This is a genomic window from Burkholderia sp. SRS-W-2-2016 (assembly GCF_001931485.1).
Lineage (GTDB): Bacteria > Pseudomonadota > Gammaproteobacteria > Burkholderiales > Burkholderiaceae > Paraburkholderia.
The window spans coordinates 77,464-95,772 of record NZ_MSDV01000078.1 but is presented as its reverse complement, the minus strand read 5'-3'; the positions used below and the strand labels follow the sequence as shown (position 1 = coordinate 95,772).

Sequence of the window (18,309 nt, the reverse complement as noted above, 5' to 3'; positions counted from 1 at the left end):
CGCGCGGCGCCGAGCGGCGCGTGCCGGTCGCGGCGGCGCGCGAGCTTCGGCGCGCCGCCGAGACTACGCTCAATGGGTGGACGGGAACGAGAACACCGCGCGTGCGCTGCCGTTGCCACGGACGTTGACCGTCTCCCTCCTGGTCACGCCGCTGTACGTCGCGCTGACCGTGTAACGCCCCGGAGGCACCCGCGCGAGCAGATACGGCCCGTGCGAAGTGGTATCGAGCACGGTCGTGCTGCCTTTGGCGATCCGTACCTGGACGTCGGCCACATAGCTCGAGCCGGGACCGGTGAACTGCAGCGACAGTGGCCACTGCCTGCGTGCCTGCCGCAGCGCCGCGGACTCGTCGCGACCCACTCCACCCGATACGTACGATACGTCGCCCTGCTGCTGTGTCGCGGGCATGCCGGTCCTGTGGATCTCGTTGGCGGCCGGTTGGGCGGCGGTCTGCGCAATTGCACCCCCTGCCTGACCAAACGCAAACGCCGCGACGAGCAGGGTCGACGCGATCCGGGGGGCGTTGTGTTGCATTTTCATCGTGACTGCTCCTTTCAGTAATGTCGGCCGCGCATGAACAGCAACTGCCTGCGAGGCCGGCGGCGGGTCTCAGGTGAAATCCATCGTCAGAACAGGTAACGGGCGCCGGCATTGACCAGCCAGCCGCGAAAGCCCGCGCTACCGAATGACTGCTGGTACGACACGCGGCCGTAGAGCGACAGTTTCGGGCTCGTGGTGCCGTTCACGCCGATCGAGAACTGCACGGCGTCGCCCATCTTGCCCGATGTGAAGCCCTCGTCGCCGACCTGCACGACCGTGCCATCGGCAAACGCATGCAGCACATCGACGCCCAGATACGGCGTGACGCGGCCGCTCACGACGTCGACCGGCCGCGTCACGCGCACGCCGAGCCGGCCCGTCACCTGGTTCTGCGAACCAATGTTGACGGGCAGCCCGTCCGCATCGACCGCATTGTGGAAGCTCAGGTGCTGGCCGACCAGCTGCAGTTGCGGCTCGATGTTCAGGTGATACGGAAGCGCGAACGGATAGCCCGCCTCCAGCGACGCCGCGTAATCGTTACCCTCCAGCTTCATCGCCTCGCCGCGCGAGGACGTGTTCACGGTGCCGTTGAACCAGCCGACCGACACGATGCTGTCCACGTACCATCCCTGCCGGCTCTGGTAAGTGCCGTAGCCGGACAGCCGGTAGACATCCGAGCGGCTGCTGCTCGGACCGTCGACCGCCTGCGGCTCGAAATGCAACCAGCCCACCGAGCCGGCCAGCCCGAACCGCCACAGGCCGCCTTCGGTGCGGTAGCGCAACGCGTTCGCGCCGAACTGGATCGCGCTGTAGTCGCCGGATGCGTCGTAGCCGAAGTTCTTGAACGCAATGTTCGTCGAATAGTTGAAGTTGCCGCCATACGCGCGGATGAACATCTCGCCCGGTCCGCCGTCGCGATCGAGCGCCTGGTCGTCGCGGATTTCGCCGAGGCGGCGGTGCAGCGAGTCCATGTCGATCATGCCCGCGTAGAGCAACGCGGCCGGCGCCGTGACGTAGGCGGCGACCTGCGGGACGACTTCCGGCCGCGCCTCGGACGGAATCACCACCTCGGGGTCGACCTGCCCGCCGTTCAAAGCGGGCGGCTCGGGATCCACCGGCCCTTCGGGCGTGACATAGGCCGACTGCAACCGGTAATCCCAGTGATTGCCGCCGTTGCCGACCAGCGCCTGCGCGGCATCGGCCGGGCCATGCGACGAGCCCGGCCCATACGCGTAGAGCCGGTACTCGTGCGGCGAGGAGGGCGCCACCACGTAGCCGCCGGGCAGTGCGAAGGCCTGTTGAGTCGAGTTGCCGGCCACCTGCACGATCGAAATACCTTCCGATGCGTCGATCACACCGGTCGGCGAGGTCGTCCCGCCGGGGCTTTCCGCGAGCGGCTTCACGGTGACGAGCGTCGTGCCGGACGTATTGCCCTCGACCAGCAGACGATCCGTGAGCTGGTTCGCCAGCGGCCCGCCCGGATTGATCAGCGTGTTCATCGTCACGGTGGCTGCCGTTCCGCCCGCGTAGTTGCCGGTCACGTGCAGTACGTTGCCGACGATCGGGTCGGACGCAAGATTGACGCTCGCCTCGTTGAGCAGGTTGCCGTTGACCGTGAAGGTGCCGATGGCGGCGGTGCTGAAGCCGGGCGTGGCGTTGCCGGCGCTCACCGTGCCGTCGTTGGTGACGTTGCCCGTGACGGTGCCGTAGCCGCCCAGCGTGGCGCCCGGCGCCACCTCGATCGGTCCGCCGCCCGACAGCGCCGCGCCCGTATGCGCCGGGTCGCCGACGACGAGCGTGCCGTGGCTGACGGTGGTGCCGCCCGTGTAGGGATTCACCGCGGTCAGAATGCTCCTGCCCGAGCCGGTCTGCGCGACGCTGCCCGTGCCGGAGATCGTGCCGTCGAATTGCAGGTCGTTGCTGCGATCGAACGCGAGGACGCCGTTGTCCGTGACGTCGCCGGCGATGCTGCCGCTCGCTCCGCCGTTGCCGAGTTGCAGCGTGCCGGCGCTGATCGTCGTACCGCCTGTATAGGTGTTGGCGGCCGTCAGAATGGTGCGACCGGTGCCGATCTGCGCGACACTGCCCGTGCCGGAAATCGTGCCGTCGACCTGAAGATCGTTGTTGCGGTTGAATGAAAGGACGCTGTTGTCCGTAACGTCGCCGACGATGCTGCCGCTCGTCCCGCCGTTGCCGAGTTGCAGCGTGCCGGCACTGATCGTCGTGCCGCCTGTGTAGGTGTCGCCGCCGGTCAGCACGAGTGTGCCGGGGCCCTGCATCGCCAGCCTGCCGGCCGCCGACGTGCCATCGGAGATCGTGCCCGACAAGGTCTGCTGCGTGCCCGACGGCGGGGTGACGTTACCGGTGCCGGTGAGCGAGATGTTGTTGCCGACGACGAAGTTGTCCGCGCTCGCGAACGACAGCGTGGTGCCGTTCGCCATCGCCAGCGTATTGGTGCCGAGTGCCGAGTTGTTGCCGACCGTGAGCGTGCCGGCGTTGAGCAGCGTGCCGCCGGTATAGGTGTTGGCGCCGCTTAGCGTCAGCGTGCCCGTGCCGGCTTTGACGAGAGCGCCGCCGCCAGTGACCGGACCGGATAGCGTCGCTGCATTGCCCTGGGTATCGACCGTGCCAGTGGTCGCAAGCGTCACCGTGCGGCCGGCGCTGGTCACGACGTCCGCCAGGAATTGCAGTGCCGGTGCGGTGCCTTGATTGTTGCTGTTGAAGGTGAAGCCGCCCGACGTGGCGCCGAGATTGCCGTCGGTGGAAATCGCCAGCGTGCCCTGCTGGATCGTCGTGCCGCCGCTATAGGTGTTGGTGCCGATCGGTGTCAGCGTCCCGTCGCCGGTTTTGATGAGGCCGCCCGCTCCTGCGATCTGGCCGGAGATCGTGGCGGCGTTGCCGGCCGTATCGAAGGTGCCGGCGGTCGCGAGCATCACGCCGCGGCTCAGATCGATGCCTGCCGCGTCGAATCGAAGCGTGGGCGGCGGGTTCAGGCTGCCCGGGTTGTTGAAGGTGAGGACCTCGTTGTTGACCCCGAGGGCGAGATTGCTCGAAATCGCCAGCGTGCCCTGCTGGATCGTCCACGGCGTCGGCGGTCCCGCCGGCGGTTGCGCCGTCAATTGCCAGGTACCGGCGCCGGTTTTCAGGAATTGGCCGAAACCCAGATACTGTGCGCCGATGCGTGACGCGTCGAACGTCGAATTGCCGCTGCCGCCGAGCGCCAGGGTACCGCTGCCCGCCTGGACAACCGCATTGCCGTTGATGACGAAACCCGGGCGCAATTCCAGATAATTCGTGCCGCCAGAAAAGGTGATCGCGTTGGCCTGCACGCCGCCGGCGCTGCCGCCGGTGATCGTGCCGCTGTCGAAGATGGTCAGATCGGCTCCGCTGATCCCCGCGCCGCCGGCACCCGCCGCGGCGCCGGCTGCCGTCGACGCGCCGCCTCCTCCGCCGATCACCGAGCCGCCGGCATTGTTGAAGATGCTCAGGCCCGACGCGCTGATCCCGACACCGCCGGCGCCGCCGCCATTGCCGCTGGCGCCCAACGCTGTTCGTCCCGCGCCGCCATTACCGCCCTGGATCGTGCCGCTGTTGATGATGGTGCCCGTGGAGCCCGAGTCGACAATACCGGCGCCGCCGTTCGCACCCTGTCCGATGCCGCCGGTTCCGCCGTTGCCGCCGTTCCCACCACGGATGGTCCCGGTGTTGGTGATCGGGATATTGGCGCCGCTCACGCCGGCGCCCGCGTTGCCGCCGAGGGAATTGGTGGCGTTGGCCTGGCTGTTGTTGCCGCCGTCGCCGCCGGCAATGCTGCCGGAATTCGTCAGCATCGCGCCGCCATTCAGGAATCTCACCCCGACTCCGCCGTTACCGCCTTCCGGGAAAGACGTGGCCAAGCCCGACGCGCCGCTGTTGCCGCCGCGGCCGCCGCTGATCGCGCCCGAATTGACCAGGGTGCCGCCGCCGGTCACGAACTCGACGGCGTGCCCACCGTCGCCGCCTTCTCCCGCGGTTCCAGTTCCGGAGCCGCCTCCCGTGCCACCCGAACCGCCGGCAATCGACGCGTTGCCATTGTTGGTGACCGCGACGTTGGGGCTGCTCACGACAACCCCGTAGCCGCCGGCGCCGCCGCCACCGCCGCCTGCGGCCGCTGACCCCGACGCACCGGCACCGCCCGCGCCGCCGGAGATGGAGGTCGCGTTGCTGACGTCAGTCGCGGTCACCGCGCCATGCGCTCCGCCGCCGCCGCCGGCTCCGGCACCCGTGGCGCTGCCGCCAGCTTGACCCGCCTGCGTGCCACCGCCGCCGGCGTTGGTACCGCCGCCCGAGCCGCCTGTCGTACCCGAGCCGCCCCCGCCGCCGCCGTTGCTACCCGCTCCAGCCTGGCCATTTGCGCCAGCACCGGCCGGATTGCTCTCACCGCCTGTACTGGCGGTCGGGTTCGAGCCGGTTGTCTGGACCCCGCCGCCGTAACCGCCACAACCATCGATTTCCTCGGCAACCAGTCCACCGCCACTAATCGCATAGCAGGGCGGCGCAGCCAGCGCGCGCTCCGACGGCTGCAGCGCGGCAAGCACCGCGAGGTTCAGGAGGATGACCGTGGACCGTGTGCGGCCATCTACTCGTGTCGCTCTGTCATGGTTGCGGACGCAATCAAATGCATTGAGTGCAAGCAATGCGGCGGCATGAAGTGAAACGGGCTTGCTTACAGGAGGATGTATGCAGACTTCTGGACGCGAAACTGGCTTAAAAATAGCTGGAATCTCTGGCGAACGATCATTGCGCGGGATTCGCCTGCCCAACCTGTACCCGAGAGTTTTCTGTTGAATTTGGCCCACCGCTTCCTCCATCAGTCCACGCTTGCGCGACTATTGCAGAAACTGGAAAGCTCCATGCGCCGGCAGGGCTCCGCCGCACTGTAGGGAAACATAGTACAAACGGCGGCTCAATTCCAACACTCGTTGGACGGGCTTTAGTGGGAATCCGGTCGCGATAATTCGATGCAAAAGCGTAGGTGATATTTCCGTGAAAGCGGCGGTTTTCGCAGGGAAGCGACGGTTGCGAACAGCGTCACATCGGAACAGTCGAGAAGTACGGGTGACGGAGGCGGTCAATGTGCGCGGATCCGTCCCCCTCTTCGCAAGCCGCGAATAGGATTGTCCCGCGTTACCCACTAGTATTTTGCTGTGCGCGCTCGAAGGTTTTTCTCCATGCGCGTCACTCCTTCTGGCTGCACAACGACCTGTCTGGAGCGGAATATGACGGATGTGGACGTCCTTATCGTTGGAGCGGGCCCGGTCGGCTTATTGCTCGGCACTCAATTGCAGCGCGATGGTGTCGCGGTCAAGGTGATCGACAAAATGCCGGGCAGAGGCTATTTCTGTAAAGCTCTCGGCATTACGCCGCGCACGCTTGAGATTTTCGAAGACCTCGGAATTGTCGATCGCGCCATCGCGGCGGGCACGTGGCTCACCGGCGTCGAAACCTGGGTCGACGGTGTGATGGTGCCCACCCGCTCAATGCGAGTACCGGATAAAGGGCTACCCTACGGCTCACTCTCACTTGCACAGTACGAGACCGAGCGGCTGCTCGAAGCGGCGTTCGCGCAGCACGGCGGTCGCGTGGATTACGGCGGTACGCTCGATAGCTTTACCGAAAATGGCGACGCGATCGACGTTGCTCTGACCGGCTCGCACGGTGAGGCATCGACCGTGCGATGCAAATGGCTGGTCGGATGCGATGGGGCGCACAGCAAGGTTCGATCTGCATTGGCCCTGAGTTTCGACGGGGACAAATATCCACAGACTTTCGCGCTGGCCGATATCGATGTCGATTGGCCGTGTCCGCGCGGGCCGATGTACCGATTCGAATGGACCGATCCGGCACGGGCGCAAGTGAGCGTCGCGGCTGTGCCGGTTTGCGGTTCCGCGCAGCACTACCGGCTCTCCATGATCGTTCCCGATGAACATGCTTCTTCGCTTGCCAACGATGTGGCGCCGGACTTCGACACGATGTGCAGGCTCTTGTTGCCTTCTTTGCCGGAGGGCTCGCGGCTATCTTCGATGCGCTGGTCGTCGGTTTATCGGGTGAGTCATCGGATTGCGTCCGCGTATGGGCGGGGTCGTGCGTTCATCGCCGGTGACGCTGCTCATATCCATCCGCCGGTGGGCGGTCAAGGCATGAACACCGGTCTGCAGGATGCGCACAACCTTTCGTGGAAACTGGCGCACGTTGTGAAGGGTCTGGCGGGGCCCGCTTTACTCGATAGCTATCAGGCGGAACGACATCCGGTTGGCGTCGACGTTGTCAAATCGACGAGCGCGGCGCTCAATGCTGTGCTCGCGCGGCAGGCGGCGAATCCGGCGATGCGTGAGACACAGTTGCTGATTTCTTATCGCGGTAGTCCGATCGTTGCGGATCTTTGGACTGATGCTCATCCCGAGGCTCCTGCGCCTGGGGATCGGGCGCCGGATGCGCGGGGACTGACGCAGCGATTCGTGGGCCATGAAAGACGATTGCATGAGTACATTGGGCGAGGGAGGCATACCGTCGTAGGTTATGTCGACAGGGCGGAACAATATGATGCGTTTGTCGATGGTTGCCGCGCTTTGTCGATGGCATTGCCCGATGCTGTAGCACATGTTCTTGTTACGGCGCCCGGTTGTGATGTGCGTGGGTATGAGGCTATGACAACGGTTATGGACGCGGCGGGGGAATTTGCGGCTGCTTATCGTGCGCGCGGTGGGGCGGTGTGGGTTGTTCGGCCGGATGGGTATATTGGATGGAGATGTGGTGATTGTTCGGGTGGGGGAATTGGGAGTTGGGTTGAGGGGTTAGGTGTGGGGATAAAAAATTGAGGTGAGTAGATTCCTGAGTACTGTGCCCGGGCGCTGTCCAGCCACATTCAACCAGTCAGGCGTAATTAATTCAGGACGTTTGACGGTCTCGATTGCATTCGAGAGAAGTTGTTCGCCATATCAAACCTCTACTGTAGAAGTTGGTGAGGGGCCTGTCAGTTATTTCGTGTTCAAGGCATATGATGCTCCCCAGGAGAATATATGCCTCGCAAACCGAAGACCCCGCCGGCGGACCTGCCGGCGATTCCCCCTGAACTGCTTGAACAGTTCGGCAATGGCCCGATGACGGCCGACGCGATCAATGCCGCCACGCTGGCCCTGAAGAAGGCCCTGATCGAGCGGGCGTTGGGCGGCGAGATGAATCATCATCTCGGCTATCCGCCCGGCGCTGTGAAGCCCGCCGCCGTCACCAACCAGCGCAACGGCACGGGCGCCAAGACGGTCCTGACCGAAGATGGCCCGATCCGTATCGAGGTGCCTCGCGACCGTGACGGCAGCTTCGAACCGCTGCTGATTCCCAAACACGAACGACGCTTCACTGGGTTCGACGACAAGATCATCGCGATGTACGCCCGCGGCATGACCGTGCGCGAGATTCAGGGATTTTTGCAGGAGCAATACGGCACGGCGGTCTCTCACGACTTCATCAGTTCCGTGACCGACGAGGTCATGGCCGAAGTGACCGCATGGCAGGCCCGCCCGCTTGAGCCGATGTATCCGGTGGTGTTCTTCGACGCACTGCGGGTCAAGATCCGCGAAGACGCTGTCGTGCGCAACAAGGCGATCTACCTGGCGCTGGGCGTTCTGCCCGACGGTACACGCGATATTCTGGGTCTGTGGATCGAGAACACTGAAGGCGCCAAGTTCTGGATGAAGGTCTTCAACGATCTCAGGACACGCGGCGTCAATGACATCCTGATCGCCGTAACCGATGGGCTCAAAGGCATGCCCGAGGCCCTGGCGGCGGTGTTTGCCGCGACCACGCTGCAGACCTGCATCGTTCACCTGATCCGCAACAGCCTCGACTATGCGAGCTGGAAAGACCGCAGGGGACTGGCTGCCGCGATTCGCCCGATCTACACCGCGCCCAGCGCGGAAGCGGCTCAGGCCCAGCTCGATGCCTTTGCTGACGGGCCATGGGGGCAGAAATTTCCGCCAGTCAGCGCGGCGTGGCGCAGCGCCTGGGATCGCGTGATTCCGTTCTTCGCCTTTCCGCCGGCCGTTCGCAAGGTTATATACACGACGAACGCCATCGAAAACATCAACTCGCAGCTGCGTAAGATTATCAAAACACGGGGACACTTCCCGACCGATGAGGCAGCCACGAAACTCATCTGGCTGGCACTGCGCAACATTACTGCCGATTGGGGGCGTGCCGCTCATGACTGGAAGGCGGCCATGAACCAGTTCGCGATTCTTTATGAGGATCGCTTCGTTCGACCTTCCGTGTGATTCTCAACCCGCCTTGAACACGGAAATTCTGACACCCCCTTGGTGAGTTGTGTTCCTGGCCACGAATACTTTCATTTTGGACAGACACGTTTCCTCGAGTAGCTGACGTTAGCTAACGAACGTGTCGGGTCTTCTATCTCTCTGAGTGTTCTTCCTGAATGTTGGAGGCCGCACAGTTCTGCGCTGAATGTAGCTATACTGGCTGGAAACATTTCAACTGACTTTCTATGCTTCTCGTGGCAGTTCAGGCATGTTTCAGCAGCATTCCGTCGTCGATTCTGAATACCCGTCCGATATATCAATAAATCTCCGCGATATTGATTTGCAAAGATCGGAATGAAAAGGTAAGCGTCGCGCCTTGTTTTCGGATTCCTGCCTATATGCTCAGGCGAAGGGACCATTGCAAATGGGAACGTTGGCTTTGAGAGTGCCCGATTGCGCGTGATGTCCGCGTTCGAATACTTTCCACGCATCGCAAGCTGCCTGGGGTGAGTGTATTAAAACCGCGTGCCGAGCCTTCATTGTCATCTGGTACTTGCATCCAGACCAGGGGAGGGGGAGTGGACTCACGAAAAGACGCTTCTCGAGGGCATCTCGCGCTCGTTTCGTTCGCGGATTCGGGCAATAGCGATACGCTGGTACGCGCCATCCAGTCCCTGGGGTTCAATGCAACGCGAGTCGACAGCGACGCCTGGCTCCGTGCGCCCCGCGTGGAGGATCCCGCGGTGTTGCTATTGGATAGCCGCTATCCAAGGGAACGATTGCTATCCTTGCTACGCGCCCCCGCCACGCCCCGCGTGCTCGGCGCCTTTCTGAGCGCAGCCGCCGCAGGGGACGAGGAAGTTTTCGGCGCCTGCATCGATTTCTTCGGTTGGCCGTGCCATACCGCCGAACTGTCCTTGCGCCTCACGCGGTTCTTCGAGGGCGGCGTCCAGGCAAGCGGCGTTCCGGCGGAAGCGGACGTGCTGGAGGAATGCATCGCGCTGCAGATGCTGGGCCGCTCGCAAGCGTTGCGCAGCGCACTTGAGGTACTTAGAAAATATGCGCGCTGCGAGGCGCCGTTGCTTATCGTGGGCGAGACGGGAACCGGCAAGGAACTGGCCGCGCGCGCCGTTCACTATGTCAGTGCGCGACGCGATCATCCGTTCATTGCCGTGAACTGCGGTGCGATACCGGACAATCTGCTCGAGAACGAGCTTTTCGGGCACGAGCGCGGCGCATACACCGACGCGCGCGAGCGGCGCACGGGCCTCATCGAGCGCGCACACCACGGCACGCTGTTTCTCGATGAGGTCGATGCGCTCACCGGCAAGGGACAGGTAACGCTCCTGCGCTTCCTGCAGGACCACGAATATCGCCCCCTTGGCGGACACGACGGCCGTAAGTCCGACGCGCGCGTCGTGGCGGCCACCAACTCGGACCTCGGCTCGCTCGTGCGGCAGGGGCGCTTTCGCAACGACCTGATGTTCCGCCTCCAGGTGCTGACGGCGGCACTGCCGCCGTTGCGCGAGCGCGAGGGCGACATAGCCCTGCTTTCCGAGCACTTCTTGCGCCTGTTTTGCGCGCGCTATAGGCAAGGCCCAAAGCGGCTGCACCCCGAGACGCTTGCCTGGATGAGTTCGCACGCCTGGACGGGCAACGTACGCGAACTCGAGAACCTGCTCCATCGACACTATCTGCTAGCCGACGGCCCGGTGATCCACATTCCTCCGGATGGCGCGCAGGGCAGCGCGCCAATCGTTCCTGCGACACCCGCCGAAGTTCACTTTCGTGACGCGAAGGCAAAAATGGTCGCCACCTTCGAGCGTACGTTCCTGGAGAGCCTGCTCGTCGAGGCGGGCGGCAACATCAGCCTGGCCGCGCGCCGCGCGGGCAAGGACCGCAGCGCATTTCGCCGGCTGCTGCGCAAGCACGGCCTGCAGTTCGCTGCGCACCAGCCCGGCGCTTGAGGGACCGGGACCTTCGGGTCCCAGGTGGGGCGCGAAGGTCCCACCTCCGGCAATCGCAAGCCTATCAACGGGTTGATCGCATCTGCGCACGTGCCGCGTGTGATACGGACATCCCATTACCGGGCGCGTAGGGTCCCGCGATTGCCTTTCCGCTCAACGCTTTGCCGTGCCGGTCGTGATTGGCATGACCCTTGCGAAAAATGCGCGACCCACCTTCGGGCGCGAGGCTGCCATGTGCCAGGAAGACAAAGTCGTCATCGCAGGACGCATCCGCGATTACCTGCGCACGCACGGCGGAGCGGGAGACAGCTTCCAGGGAATCATCGCGTGGTGGCTGATGCGGCAGCGCTACGAGGAGTCGACCGCGAGCGTGCATGAAGCGCTCGACTCTCTGTTTGAGCGCGGCGAGATTGTGAAGAAGGTGATGGCGGACGGTAGCGTCTGGTACTTTGCCGCCCCGCCGACAGGGACTTCACGCTGACGACAAACTTCATGGAGGGAAGCGCGATGCTGCAGCTCAAAAGTCCCGGTGTCTATACGCAGGAAATCCCGAGCGGCGTGCGAAGCGTCGCGATGGCCTCGACGTCGATCGCGCTGTTCGTTGGGCCCACGAAAACCGGCATCGACGGCCGGCCGATCCGGGTCCGCGACATCTTCGAATTCCAGCGCGCGTTCGGGCCGCTGATCCCGACCAGCAGCCTGTCTTACTCGGTCGCGCATTTCTTTGACAATGGCGGCAAAGAAGCTTTCGTGAAGCGCGTGAAGGTCAGCAACGCGGGCTGTGCCGAAAGCACGCTGAAGAAGGACGATGGTTCGAACGCGGATTCGTTCACGTTCACGGCGCTAAGTTCGGGCGGATCCGGCAATGAGCTCTTCGTCGAGATCGATTCATTCGGCATAGGCGCAAAGCCCTATGACGCCGCGGCGGACCAGAAGCGCTTCAATGTGACGATCACTGACCGGACCACGGGTCGCGTCGAGCGCTTCGGCGATCTTTCCACGGATACGTCCGCGAGCCGCTACCTCGCGAATGTGCTCGACGACATCGATACGGGCTCTAAACTCGTCGGCGTGAGCGTGGCGGGCACCGACGCGGCGGGACCCCAGGCGAGCGGCACGATCTACAAGATCGGCAAGGCGTTCACGCCCGGCAAGTTTGCGGCGGACGTTCTTGTGCAACTCTCCGTGGCGATGCCGAAAGACGATGGCAGCTACGACGCGAAGCCGGTGATCGACAACCTGGCGGTGACGGTGTTCGAGAAGGACGACGTGCAACCGACCTCCGCCCTGGAGTTCGCGAACCGGCTGGCCCGCGCGTTGAACAGCGCGATTCGCGAGGACACGAACGCGGCGAAAGCGATGCAAAACGTCGCGATCGAGATCGCGCCCTACACGGAGCCCATCGACAGCGCCCACAGCAACGTCTATTTGCGGCTGCGCACGTCGCCGCCAACGGCGACGAATCTGCAGAGACGAGTGAGCGAGGCCACCGTCACGCTTTCCGACCCGAGCGCCGGCAAGAAGCTGCTCGGCACATACTCGCTTGCGCCACAGATCGTGAACCCGTCGCGCTATCGCCTCGGGATGCCCTACAAGGGGAGCCAGGTCTCCGCGGCCACCCCGGGCGCTGACGGCGACGTCTCGGGCCAGCCGGCCGACGACGAATTCAAGAGCGCGGTCACGGAACTCGACGACGGCGACCCGTTCTTCAACATCCTGTGCCTGCCCGACCTCGTGAGATCGTTGGCGAGCGACCCGCGCGCGCTGCAGCACTCCAACGCGATGACGGTGTACGCGGAGGCCGCGCGCGTATGCGAGAACAAGCTCGCCTTCCTGCTCGTCGATCCGTTTCCCGACGTGCAGACGGCGGGCGAGGCCGAGGCGTGGAAATCGCTCAAGTTCACGTTCCAGTCGAACCACGCCGCCGCCTACTTCCCCAAAATTCGCGTCGATGATCCGCTCCTGCCCGGGATGATCATCTCGCATCCCCCGTCGGGCGCCATTGCCGGTGTCTTCGCGCGCACCGATGCACAGACGGGCCCGTGGCAGGCGCCCGCCGGCACCGAGGCGGTGCTGACGGGCGTGTACGGGACGTCCGTGCCCGTCTCCGATGCCGACCAGGGCAGCCTGAACCCGATCGGCCTCAACTGTATCCGGCAGTTTCCGATCTACCAGACGGTGAGCTTCGGATCGCGCACGATCGACGGCGCGGACGCGCAAGGCAGCGAGTGGAAGTACATCCCCGTGCGCCGTATCGCGCTCCTGATCCTGAAGAGCCTGAGCGATTCGTTGCGCTGGGCGGTGCACAGGCCCAACGGCGAGCAGCTCTGGGCGGAGTTGCGGATGAACGTGACCGCATTCATGCAGATGCTTTTCCGTCAAGGCGCGTTCAAGGGCACCTCCGCGCGCGATGCGTATTTCGTGCGTTGCGATGCGACCACCACCACGAGCGAGGACATCAACGCGGGTGTCGTCAATATCATCGTTGGCTTTGCGCCGCTGCGCCCGGCGGAGTTCGTCGTGGTTTCGCTGCAGCAGATGGTCCAACCCGCCACCGCCTGAGAGGAGCGCGATCATGGCCCAGTTCTCCGCCGGTTCGAACCGGCTGGACCCTTACAAGAACTTCAAGTTCCGCGTGAAATGGGACGGGCGCTATGTTGCTGGCGTCTCGAAGATCTCGACGCTCAAGCGCACCACGGAGATGATCAAGCACCGCTGCGGCGGCGATCCCTCGACCAGCTTCAAAGCGCCGGGACGCACCGAATACGACGCGATCACGATCGAGCGCGGGGTGACCCACGACCTTGATTTCGAGCGCTGGGCCAACAAGGTGTGGAACTTCGGCTCCGTTGCAGGCAGTGAAGTATCGCTCGCGGATTTTCGCAAGGACATCATCATCGAGTTGCTCAACGAGGCAGGGCAGACGGTGCTCTCGTACAGCATTTTCCGCTGTTGGGTGTCGGAGTTCCAGGCACTGCCGGACCTGGATGCCAACGCGAACGGCGTCGCCATCGCCAAGCTCAAGATCGAGAACGAGGGCTGGGAGCGTGATCCCGCCGTGACCGAGCCGGCCCCGCCGAAGTTCACCGAACCCTGATCGGAGCGTACGCCGTGCTCTCAGCCGCACGCCTGGTGGCCGCCTGGAGTCTCGACCGGTCGGTGCCGCCGCACCGGCGGTTGGCGCGTCTCGTGCGCGCGATGGACGACACGCGCGCGTGCGGCGACGACACGCTCGGCGACCGTAACAGGCGGCTGCTGCGCCTGCACTGCGCATTGGTTCGCGGGCCGCTCGAAGCCTGCGTGAAGTGCTCTGCCTGCGGCGTCGACAATGAGCTGGATCTGCCATTGAAGGCGTTCCTCGATACGCCGGCCGCGCCACGCGACGCCCGCGTGAAGCTGAATCTGGGCCGCGGGATGGGCGTATTCCGCCTCCCGCGCATGACCGATATCGAGGCGGCGGCCGCCAGCCATGACGTGCGCTCGGCGGTGCTCGAGCGGTGCCGCGTCGACGGCGCGGGGAGTGTCCTGCACGAGCTGGCGATGCTGCGCCTGGGGCGCCGCTTCGAAGTGATCGATCCGCTTTCGAACATCGTCGTGAACATCACGTGCGTCGGCTGCGGCACGGCGCTCGCGGCGTCGGTCGAAGTGGCCGCCCTGGTTGCGCACGAGATCGACGCGATCGTCGAAGGTCTGTATCGCGACGTCGACCGGCTGGCATCCACGTACGGCTGGAGCGAGGACGCGATACTCGCGCTGCCGGTCGAGCGGCGGCATCGCTACGTTGCGATGGCCGCGCTGCGCGGCGCGGTTCCACCGCAGGCGAGGGCATGATGTCGGGCTTCTGGGAGGCCGTCGATCGCGCGGCGCTGGGACAGCCCGGCGCCGCCGCGCCGCGTCCGCGATCGCTCTTCGAGGTGGACGACGCGCGCCCCGACGGTCTCGACGTCTTCGATGTCGAGACTGAAGCGCCGCCGCCTCGGACCCTCGGCGAATCTTTCCAGCCTGCATCCGCGCTGCCAGTGCCGCCGCGCATGGAGCGCGAGACCACGGCAGACGCGCCGCGCACGGCTGCGGCCTTTGTTCCGCGCGAGCAGACGGACGACGCGCAGCGCCCGTCGGAGAACGGGACTGGGCGGCCCGCATCCGTAACCGCGACAGCGATCGCGCCGCTGCCGGCCGCTGTGGCGCCCCGTGCCGCGCCGCCTGTCATCGAGCGCGTCCAATTGCATCGCAGCGAGGTCCGCGATGGCGTCGATGCGACGCTCTTGCCGCGCATCACGGAGCCGCGCGACACGCCACACACGCTGCCGGCGACGGAGCCGACGGACAGCGCGGCGCACGCTCCACCCGTCATCGTCAAGATCGATCCGCCGCGAGACCACGAGCCGATCCCGGTCCACGCGCAACCGGTCTCGCCGCCGCCATCGTCCGGGCCGGTGCGCGCCGTCGCCGAAGCATCGGCGGTGCCGCAGCCGCTCGTCATCGAGATCGATCGCATCGAGATCCGCATCGAGCCACAACACACGCCGGCCGCGCCGGCACCGCGCGCGAGCAACCCGGCCCCGGCCGTGTCGCTCGACGAATATCTGACGCGCCACGGGGCGGGCGGGCAATGAGCGCGCAATTCGCCATCCCCGCGACGACCTTCGTGCTGCGTTCGATCATCGAGGGGCGGCTCAAGGCGGTCTATGGCTCGTCGCTGACGCCGCCCAAGGTGTCGGTCGAGCCGCCGCCGCGTCCGGCGTCAACGCCGGTCGGCAGTGCGCCCGCGGAATCGGCGGGGCTCGTGCTGTACCTGCATCACGTCGCGACGAACGGTGCGTGGCGCAACATGTGCGACCCGCACATCGACGGCCAGGGGGCGCGTTTCGCAAAGGCGCCGCTGGTGCTCGATCTGCATTACATGCTAGGCGCGTACGGCGCCGATCTCGAGCGCGAAGCGGTGCTCGGTATCGGCATGAATGCGCTTCATCGCAACGCCATCGTTCCACGGCCGATGATCGCGAAAATCCTTGCGGCGGTCGCGGTGCCCCTGGTGCCGTCGAAGCTCACGGACACGCTTCCCGGGGAGCCGCTGCAGGACCCGGCCAGCCAGCCCGAATCGATCACCATCACGCAGATGGCCCTCGACGTCGATCTGTCCACGAAGATCTGGGGCGCGCTGCAATCGCCGATGCGGCCGTGCGCGTACTACGTCGTGACGACCGTGTTCCTCGACACCGACGAAACGTATCCCCCGCTCAAGGAGGTCCAAAGCGTCTCCATCTCGGGGCGGCCGGTTGCCGATCCCGAGGCCGATCCATCGAACGACGACCGCAACGTTTTCAGCTCATGAACGCGACCTCACCTCGTGTGCCAGCCGGACAGGAACCGCTCCTCGCGCTCGCCGAGACGGCGGCGCTCGATGCGCTGCGCTCGCTCGGGCGACCCGACGAGGGCGCGGCGCTCACGGCGCTTGCGCATGCGCTCGAGCGTGGCGATACGCGAGGCGTCATGCGGCGCATCGTCGAAGGCTTCATGCTCGATCCCGCCGAGGCGGGCCTCGTACTGCTGCTGTTTGCGGCCGCGTTGTCCGAGCGCGTCGCGCGCGGCGTCGCGCAGGCCTGTCCCGGCGGCGTGCCCGGCGTGCCGCTATGGCTCGCGCAGCGCCTCGTGCCGGGTTTGCACGCCGGTTTGCTGTCGGCCCATGCGAGCTTGCGCCGTTTCGGCTTCGTCGCGCTCGAGGAAGAGATGCCCAGAATTGAATCGCGCATATGGCTGCGCGAGGCGGTGCTGGACCGCCTGTGCGGCGCGCCGCCGTGCGAGCCCGAGGTCGAGGCGCGCATCGCCCGCGTGCCTGTGAACCCCGCGCTCGCGCGCGAGGACGTTGTGCGCGAGTTGCGGGAGACGCTCGGCGCGCGGGGCGGGGACGGGCTTTCGCCGGTGGGCTGTATCGAGAGCGGCGATATCGCGACGATCGCCGCGTGCCTGCAGGCGCTCGGCCTCGTGCCGTACATGCTCGCGGGCGACGAGATCCCGCAGGAGGCCGTGGCGCGCGATCGCCTCGCGCGCCATTGGAGCCGCGACGCGGCACTCGACGGGGCCGCGCTCATCGTGATTGCCGATGCTGGCGCCGCGGGACCGGTCGCCGAGTTCATCGACCGCACGGCGGGCCACGTGATTATCGCGGGCGCGCGCCTGTCCGCGCCGATGCGGCGGCGCGTGCGCGACATCGGCGCGGGACCCGACGGTCCGGGCGCCTCGCTCGATCGCTGGCAGCGCGCGCTCGGTGGCGCCCCGGCGGCGAAGCTGGGGCCCGGGCTCGCGCGCGTCGCCGCGCAGTTCGCGCTGCGGCCCGACGAGATCGACGCGTTGTGCATGCGCATGGCGCCCGCCATCGAGCAGGCGGCTGACGGTAGCGAAGCGGCGCGATCGTTGTGGCATGCCGCGGGCCGCGTGGCGAGCGGCGCGATGCCGCCGGGCGTGGCGATCGCCGAGCCGGTGTTCCGCTGGAGCGACCTCGTGTTGCCGCCGCCCGTCGAGTCGGCGCTGCACCGCGTCGAGATGCACGTGCGGCACGCGACCACGGTGCTCGACGAATGGGGCTTCGGCGAGCGCATGGGCGGCCGCGGCCGCGGCGTGGCCGCGCTCTTCGCCGGCCCGAGCGGCACCGGCAAGACCATGTCCGCCGAGGTGCTCGCCTCCTCGCTCGACCTGCGCGTGATGGTCATCGATCTCAGCCAGCTGATCAGCAAGTACATCGGTGAGACCTCGAAGAATATTGCCGCCGCCTTTCGCATGGCCGAACGCTGCGGCGCCGTCATGGTATGGAACGAAGGCGACGCGATCTGGGGCGCGCGCGGCACCGTGGGCAACGCGACCGATCGCCATGTCAACGCGGAGATCGGGGACCTGCTGCAGCGGATCGAATCGTTCCGCGGCTTCACCGTGGTCACGACCAACATGCGGCATGCAATCGATCCTGCGTTTTTGCGCCGCTTCCGCTTCGTGGTCGATTTCCCGATGCCGTCGCAGGACGAGAGGCTGCGCCTGTGGCAGCAGGCGTTCCCGTGCGGCGCGCCGCTGGGCTCGATCGACTGGCGCGTGCTCGCCTCGTTGCCTCTGAGCGGCGGCAGTATCCGCAACGTTGCGCTGGGGGCGGCCTTCCTCGCGGCGGACGGTGGCGGAGTAATCGACGCGCGGCGCATCGCGGCCGAGCTTGCCGACGAATTGCGCAAGCACGACCAGCCGATGCCCGTGTTCAACCTGGAGGCCGCCGCATGAACGAGTTGATACTGCGCTCGCCGTCCTTGTCGGTGAAAGTGCGGCGCGTGACGATCAGCAGTGCGTCGGGTCTGGAGGCGCGGCGACTCGCCGATGCGCTGCTGCCGGCGCTCGAACAGGCGTTTGCCGCCGTGCGTGACGGCGCGCCGCTTTCGCGCTCATCGCGCATGCCGGCCGACCGGCTCTCGATGGCCGTGCGGGAAGCGGTGGCGGCGAAGCTGGAGTCGCCGCGATGAGGTCGTCAGCGC

At 65.7% G+C, this 18,309-nt stretch carries 13 protein-coding genes; 11 read left to right on the top strand and 2 right to left on the bottom strand.

The window, feature by feature from the left end; all coding sequences use genetic code 11:
• Positions 1–69 precede the first annotated feature (69 nt).
• Positions 70–540, bottom strand: a complete 471-nt coding sequence (locus BTH42_RS32215) for a carboxypeptidase regulatory-like domain-containing protein (RefSeq protein WP_075305227.1) — start codon at positions 538–540, stop codon at positions 70–72.
• Positions 541–626: 86 nt separating this feature from the next.
• On the bottom strand, positions 627–5,117 hold the full coding sequence (locus tag BTH42_RS32210; RefSeq protein ID WP_075305226.1) for an autotransporter outer membrane beta-barrel domain-containing protein: 4,491 nt from the start codon (positions 5,115–5,117) through the stop codon (positions 627–629).
• Positions 5,118–5,798: 681 nt separating this feature from the next.
• Between BTH42_RS32210 and BTH42_RS32205 the strand changes: the two genes are divergently transcribed.
• The 11 genes from BTH42_RS32205 to BTH42_RS32155 all read left to right on the top strand — a co-directional run bounded on the left by BTH42_RS32205 (position 5,799) and on the right by BTH42_RS32155 (position 18,297).
• Positions 5,799–7,397, top strand: a complete 1,599-nt coding sequence (locus BTH42_RS32205) for an FAD-dependent monooxygenase (RefSeq protein WP_075305225.1) — start codon at positions 5,799–5,801, stop codon at positions 7,395–7,397.
• 201 nt (positions 7,398–7,598) lie between these two features.
• The gene (locus BTH42_RS32200; protein WP_075305224.1) at positions 7,599–8,849 is read left to right on the top strand and encodes an IS256 family transposase; all 1,251 of its coding nucleotides are present in this window, start codon (positions 7,599–7,601) and stop codon (positions 8,847–8,849) included.
• A gap of 560 nt (positions 8,850–9,409) precedes the next feature.
• The gene (locus BTH42_RS32195; RefSeq protein ID WP_256702478.1) at positions 9,410–10,798 is read left to right on the top strand and encodes a sigma-54-dependent Fis family transcriptional regulator; all 1,389 of its coding nucleotides are present in this window, start codon (positions 9,410–9,412) and stop codon (positions 10,796–10,798) included.
• Positions 10,799–10,964: 166 nt separating this feature from the next.
• Entirely contained in the window at positions 10,965–11,279 is a 315-nt protein-coding gene (locus tag BTH42_RS32190; protein ID WP_083655008.1) for a hypothetical protein, read from the top strand.
• A 92-nt stretch (positions 11,280–11,371) separates the two neighbouring features.
• The gene (locus BTH42_RS32185) at positions 11,372–13,360 is read left to right on the top strand and encodes a phage tail sheath C-terminal domain-containing protein (RefSeq protein WP_178392282.1); all 1,989 of its coding nucleotides are present in this window, start codon (positions 11,372–11,374) and stop codon (positions 13,358–13,360) included.
• Between the two features lie 13 nt (positions 13,361–13,373).
• Positions 13,374–13,895 carry a phage tail protein gene (locus BTH42_RS32180; RefSeq protein ID WP_075305222.1) on the top strand — a complete coding sequence of 174 codons (522 nt, stop codon included), beginning with the start codon at positions 13,374–13,376 and terminating at the stop codon, positions 13,893–13,895.
• 14 nt (positions 13,896–13,909) lie between these two features.
• Complete coding sequence (locus BTH42_RS32175) at positions 13,910–14,629, top strand: hypothetical protein (RefSeq protein ID WP_143752292.1); 720 nt, start codon at positions 13,910–13,912, stop codon at positions 14,627–14,629.
• On the top strand, positions 14,626–15,414 hold the full coding sequence (locus BTH42_RS32170; RefSeq protein ID WP_075305220.1) for a hypothetical protein: 789 nt from the start codon (positions 14,626–14,628) through the stop codon (positions 15,412–15,414). Before BTH42_RS32175 ends, BTH42_RS32170 begins: the two co-directional genes overlap by 4 nt.
• Complete coding sequence (locus tag BTH42_RS32165; protein WP_075305219.1) at positions 15,411–16,133, top strand: DUF4255 domain-containing protein; 723 nt, start codon at positions 15,411–15,413, stop codon at positions 16,131–16,133. Before BTH42_RS32170 ends, BTH42_RS32165 begins: the two co-directional genes overlap by 4 nt.
• Positions 16,130–18,061, top strand: a complete 1,932-nt coding sequence (locus tag BTH42_RS32160) for an ATP-binding protein (RefSeq protein ID WP_083655006.1) — start codon at positions 16,130–16,132, stop codon at positions 18,059–18,061. The genes BTH42_RS32165 and BTH42_RS32160 overlap by 4 nt, the downstream gene beginning before the upstream one ends.
• Positions 18,058–18,297 carry a hypothetical protein gene (locus BTH42_RS32155; protein ID WP_075305217.1) on the top strand — a complete coding sequence of 80 codons (240 nt, stop codon included), beginning with the start codon at positions 18,058–18,060 and terminating at the stop codon, positions 18,295–18,297. The genes BTH42_RS32160 and BTH42_RS32155 overlap by 4 nt, the downstream gene beginning before the upstream one ends.
• The last annotated feature ends 12 nt before the right edge of the window (positions 18,298–18,309 follow it).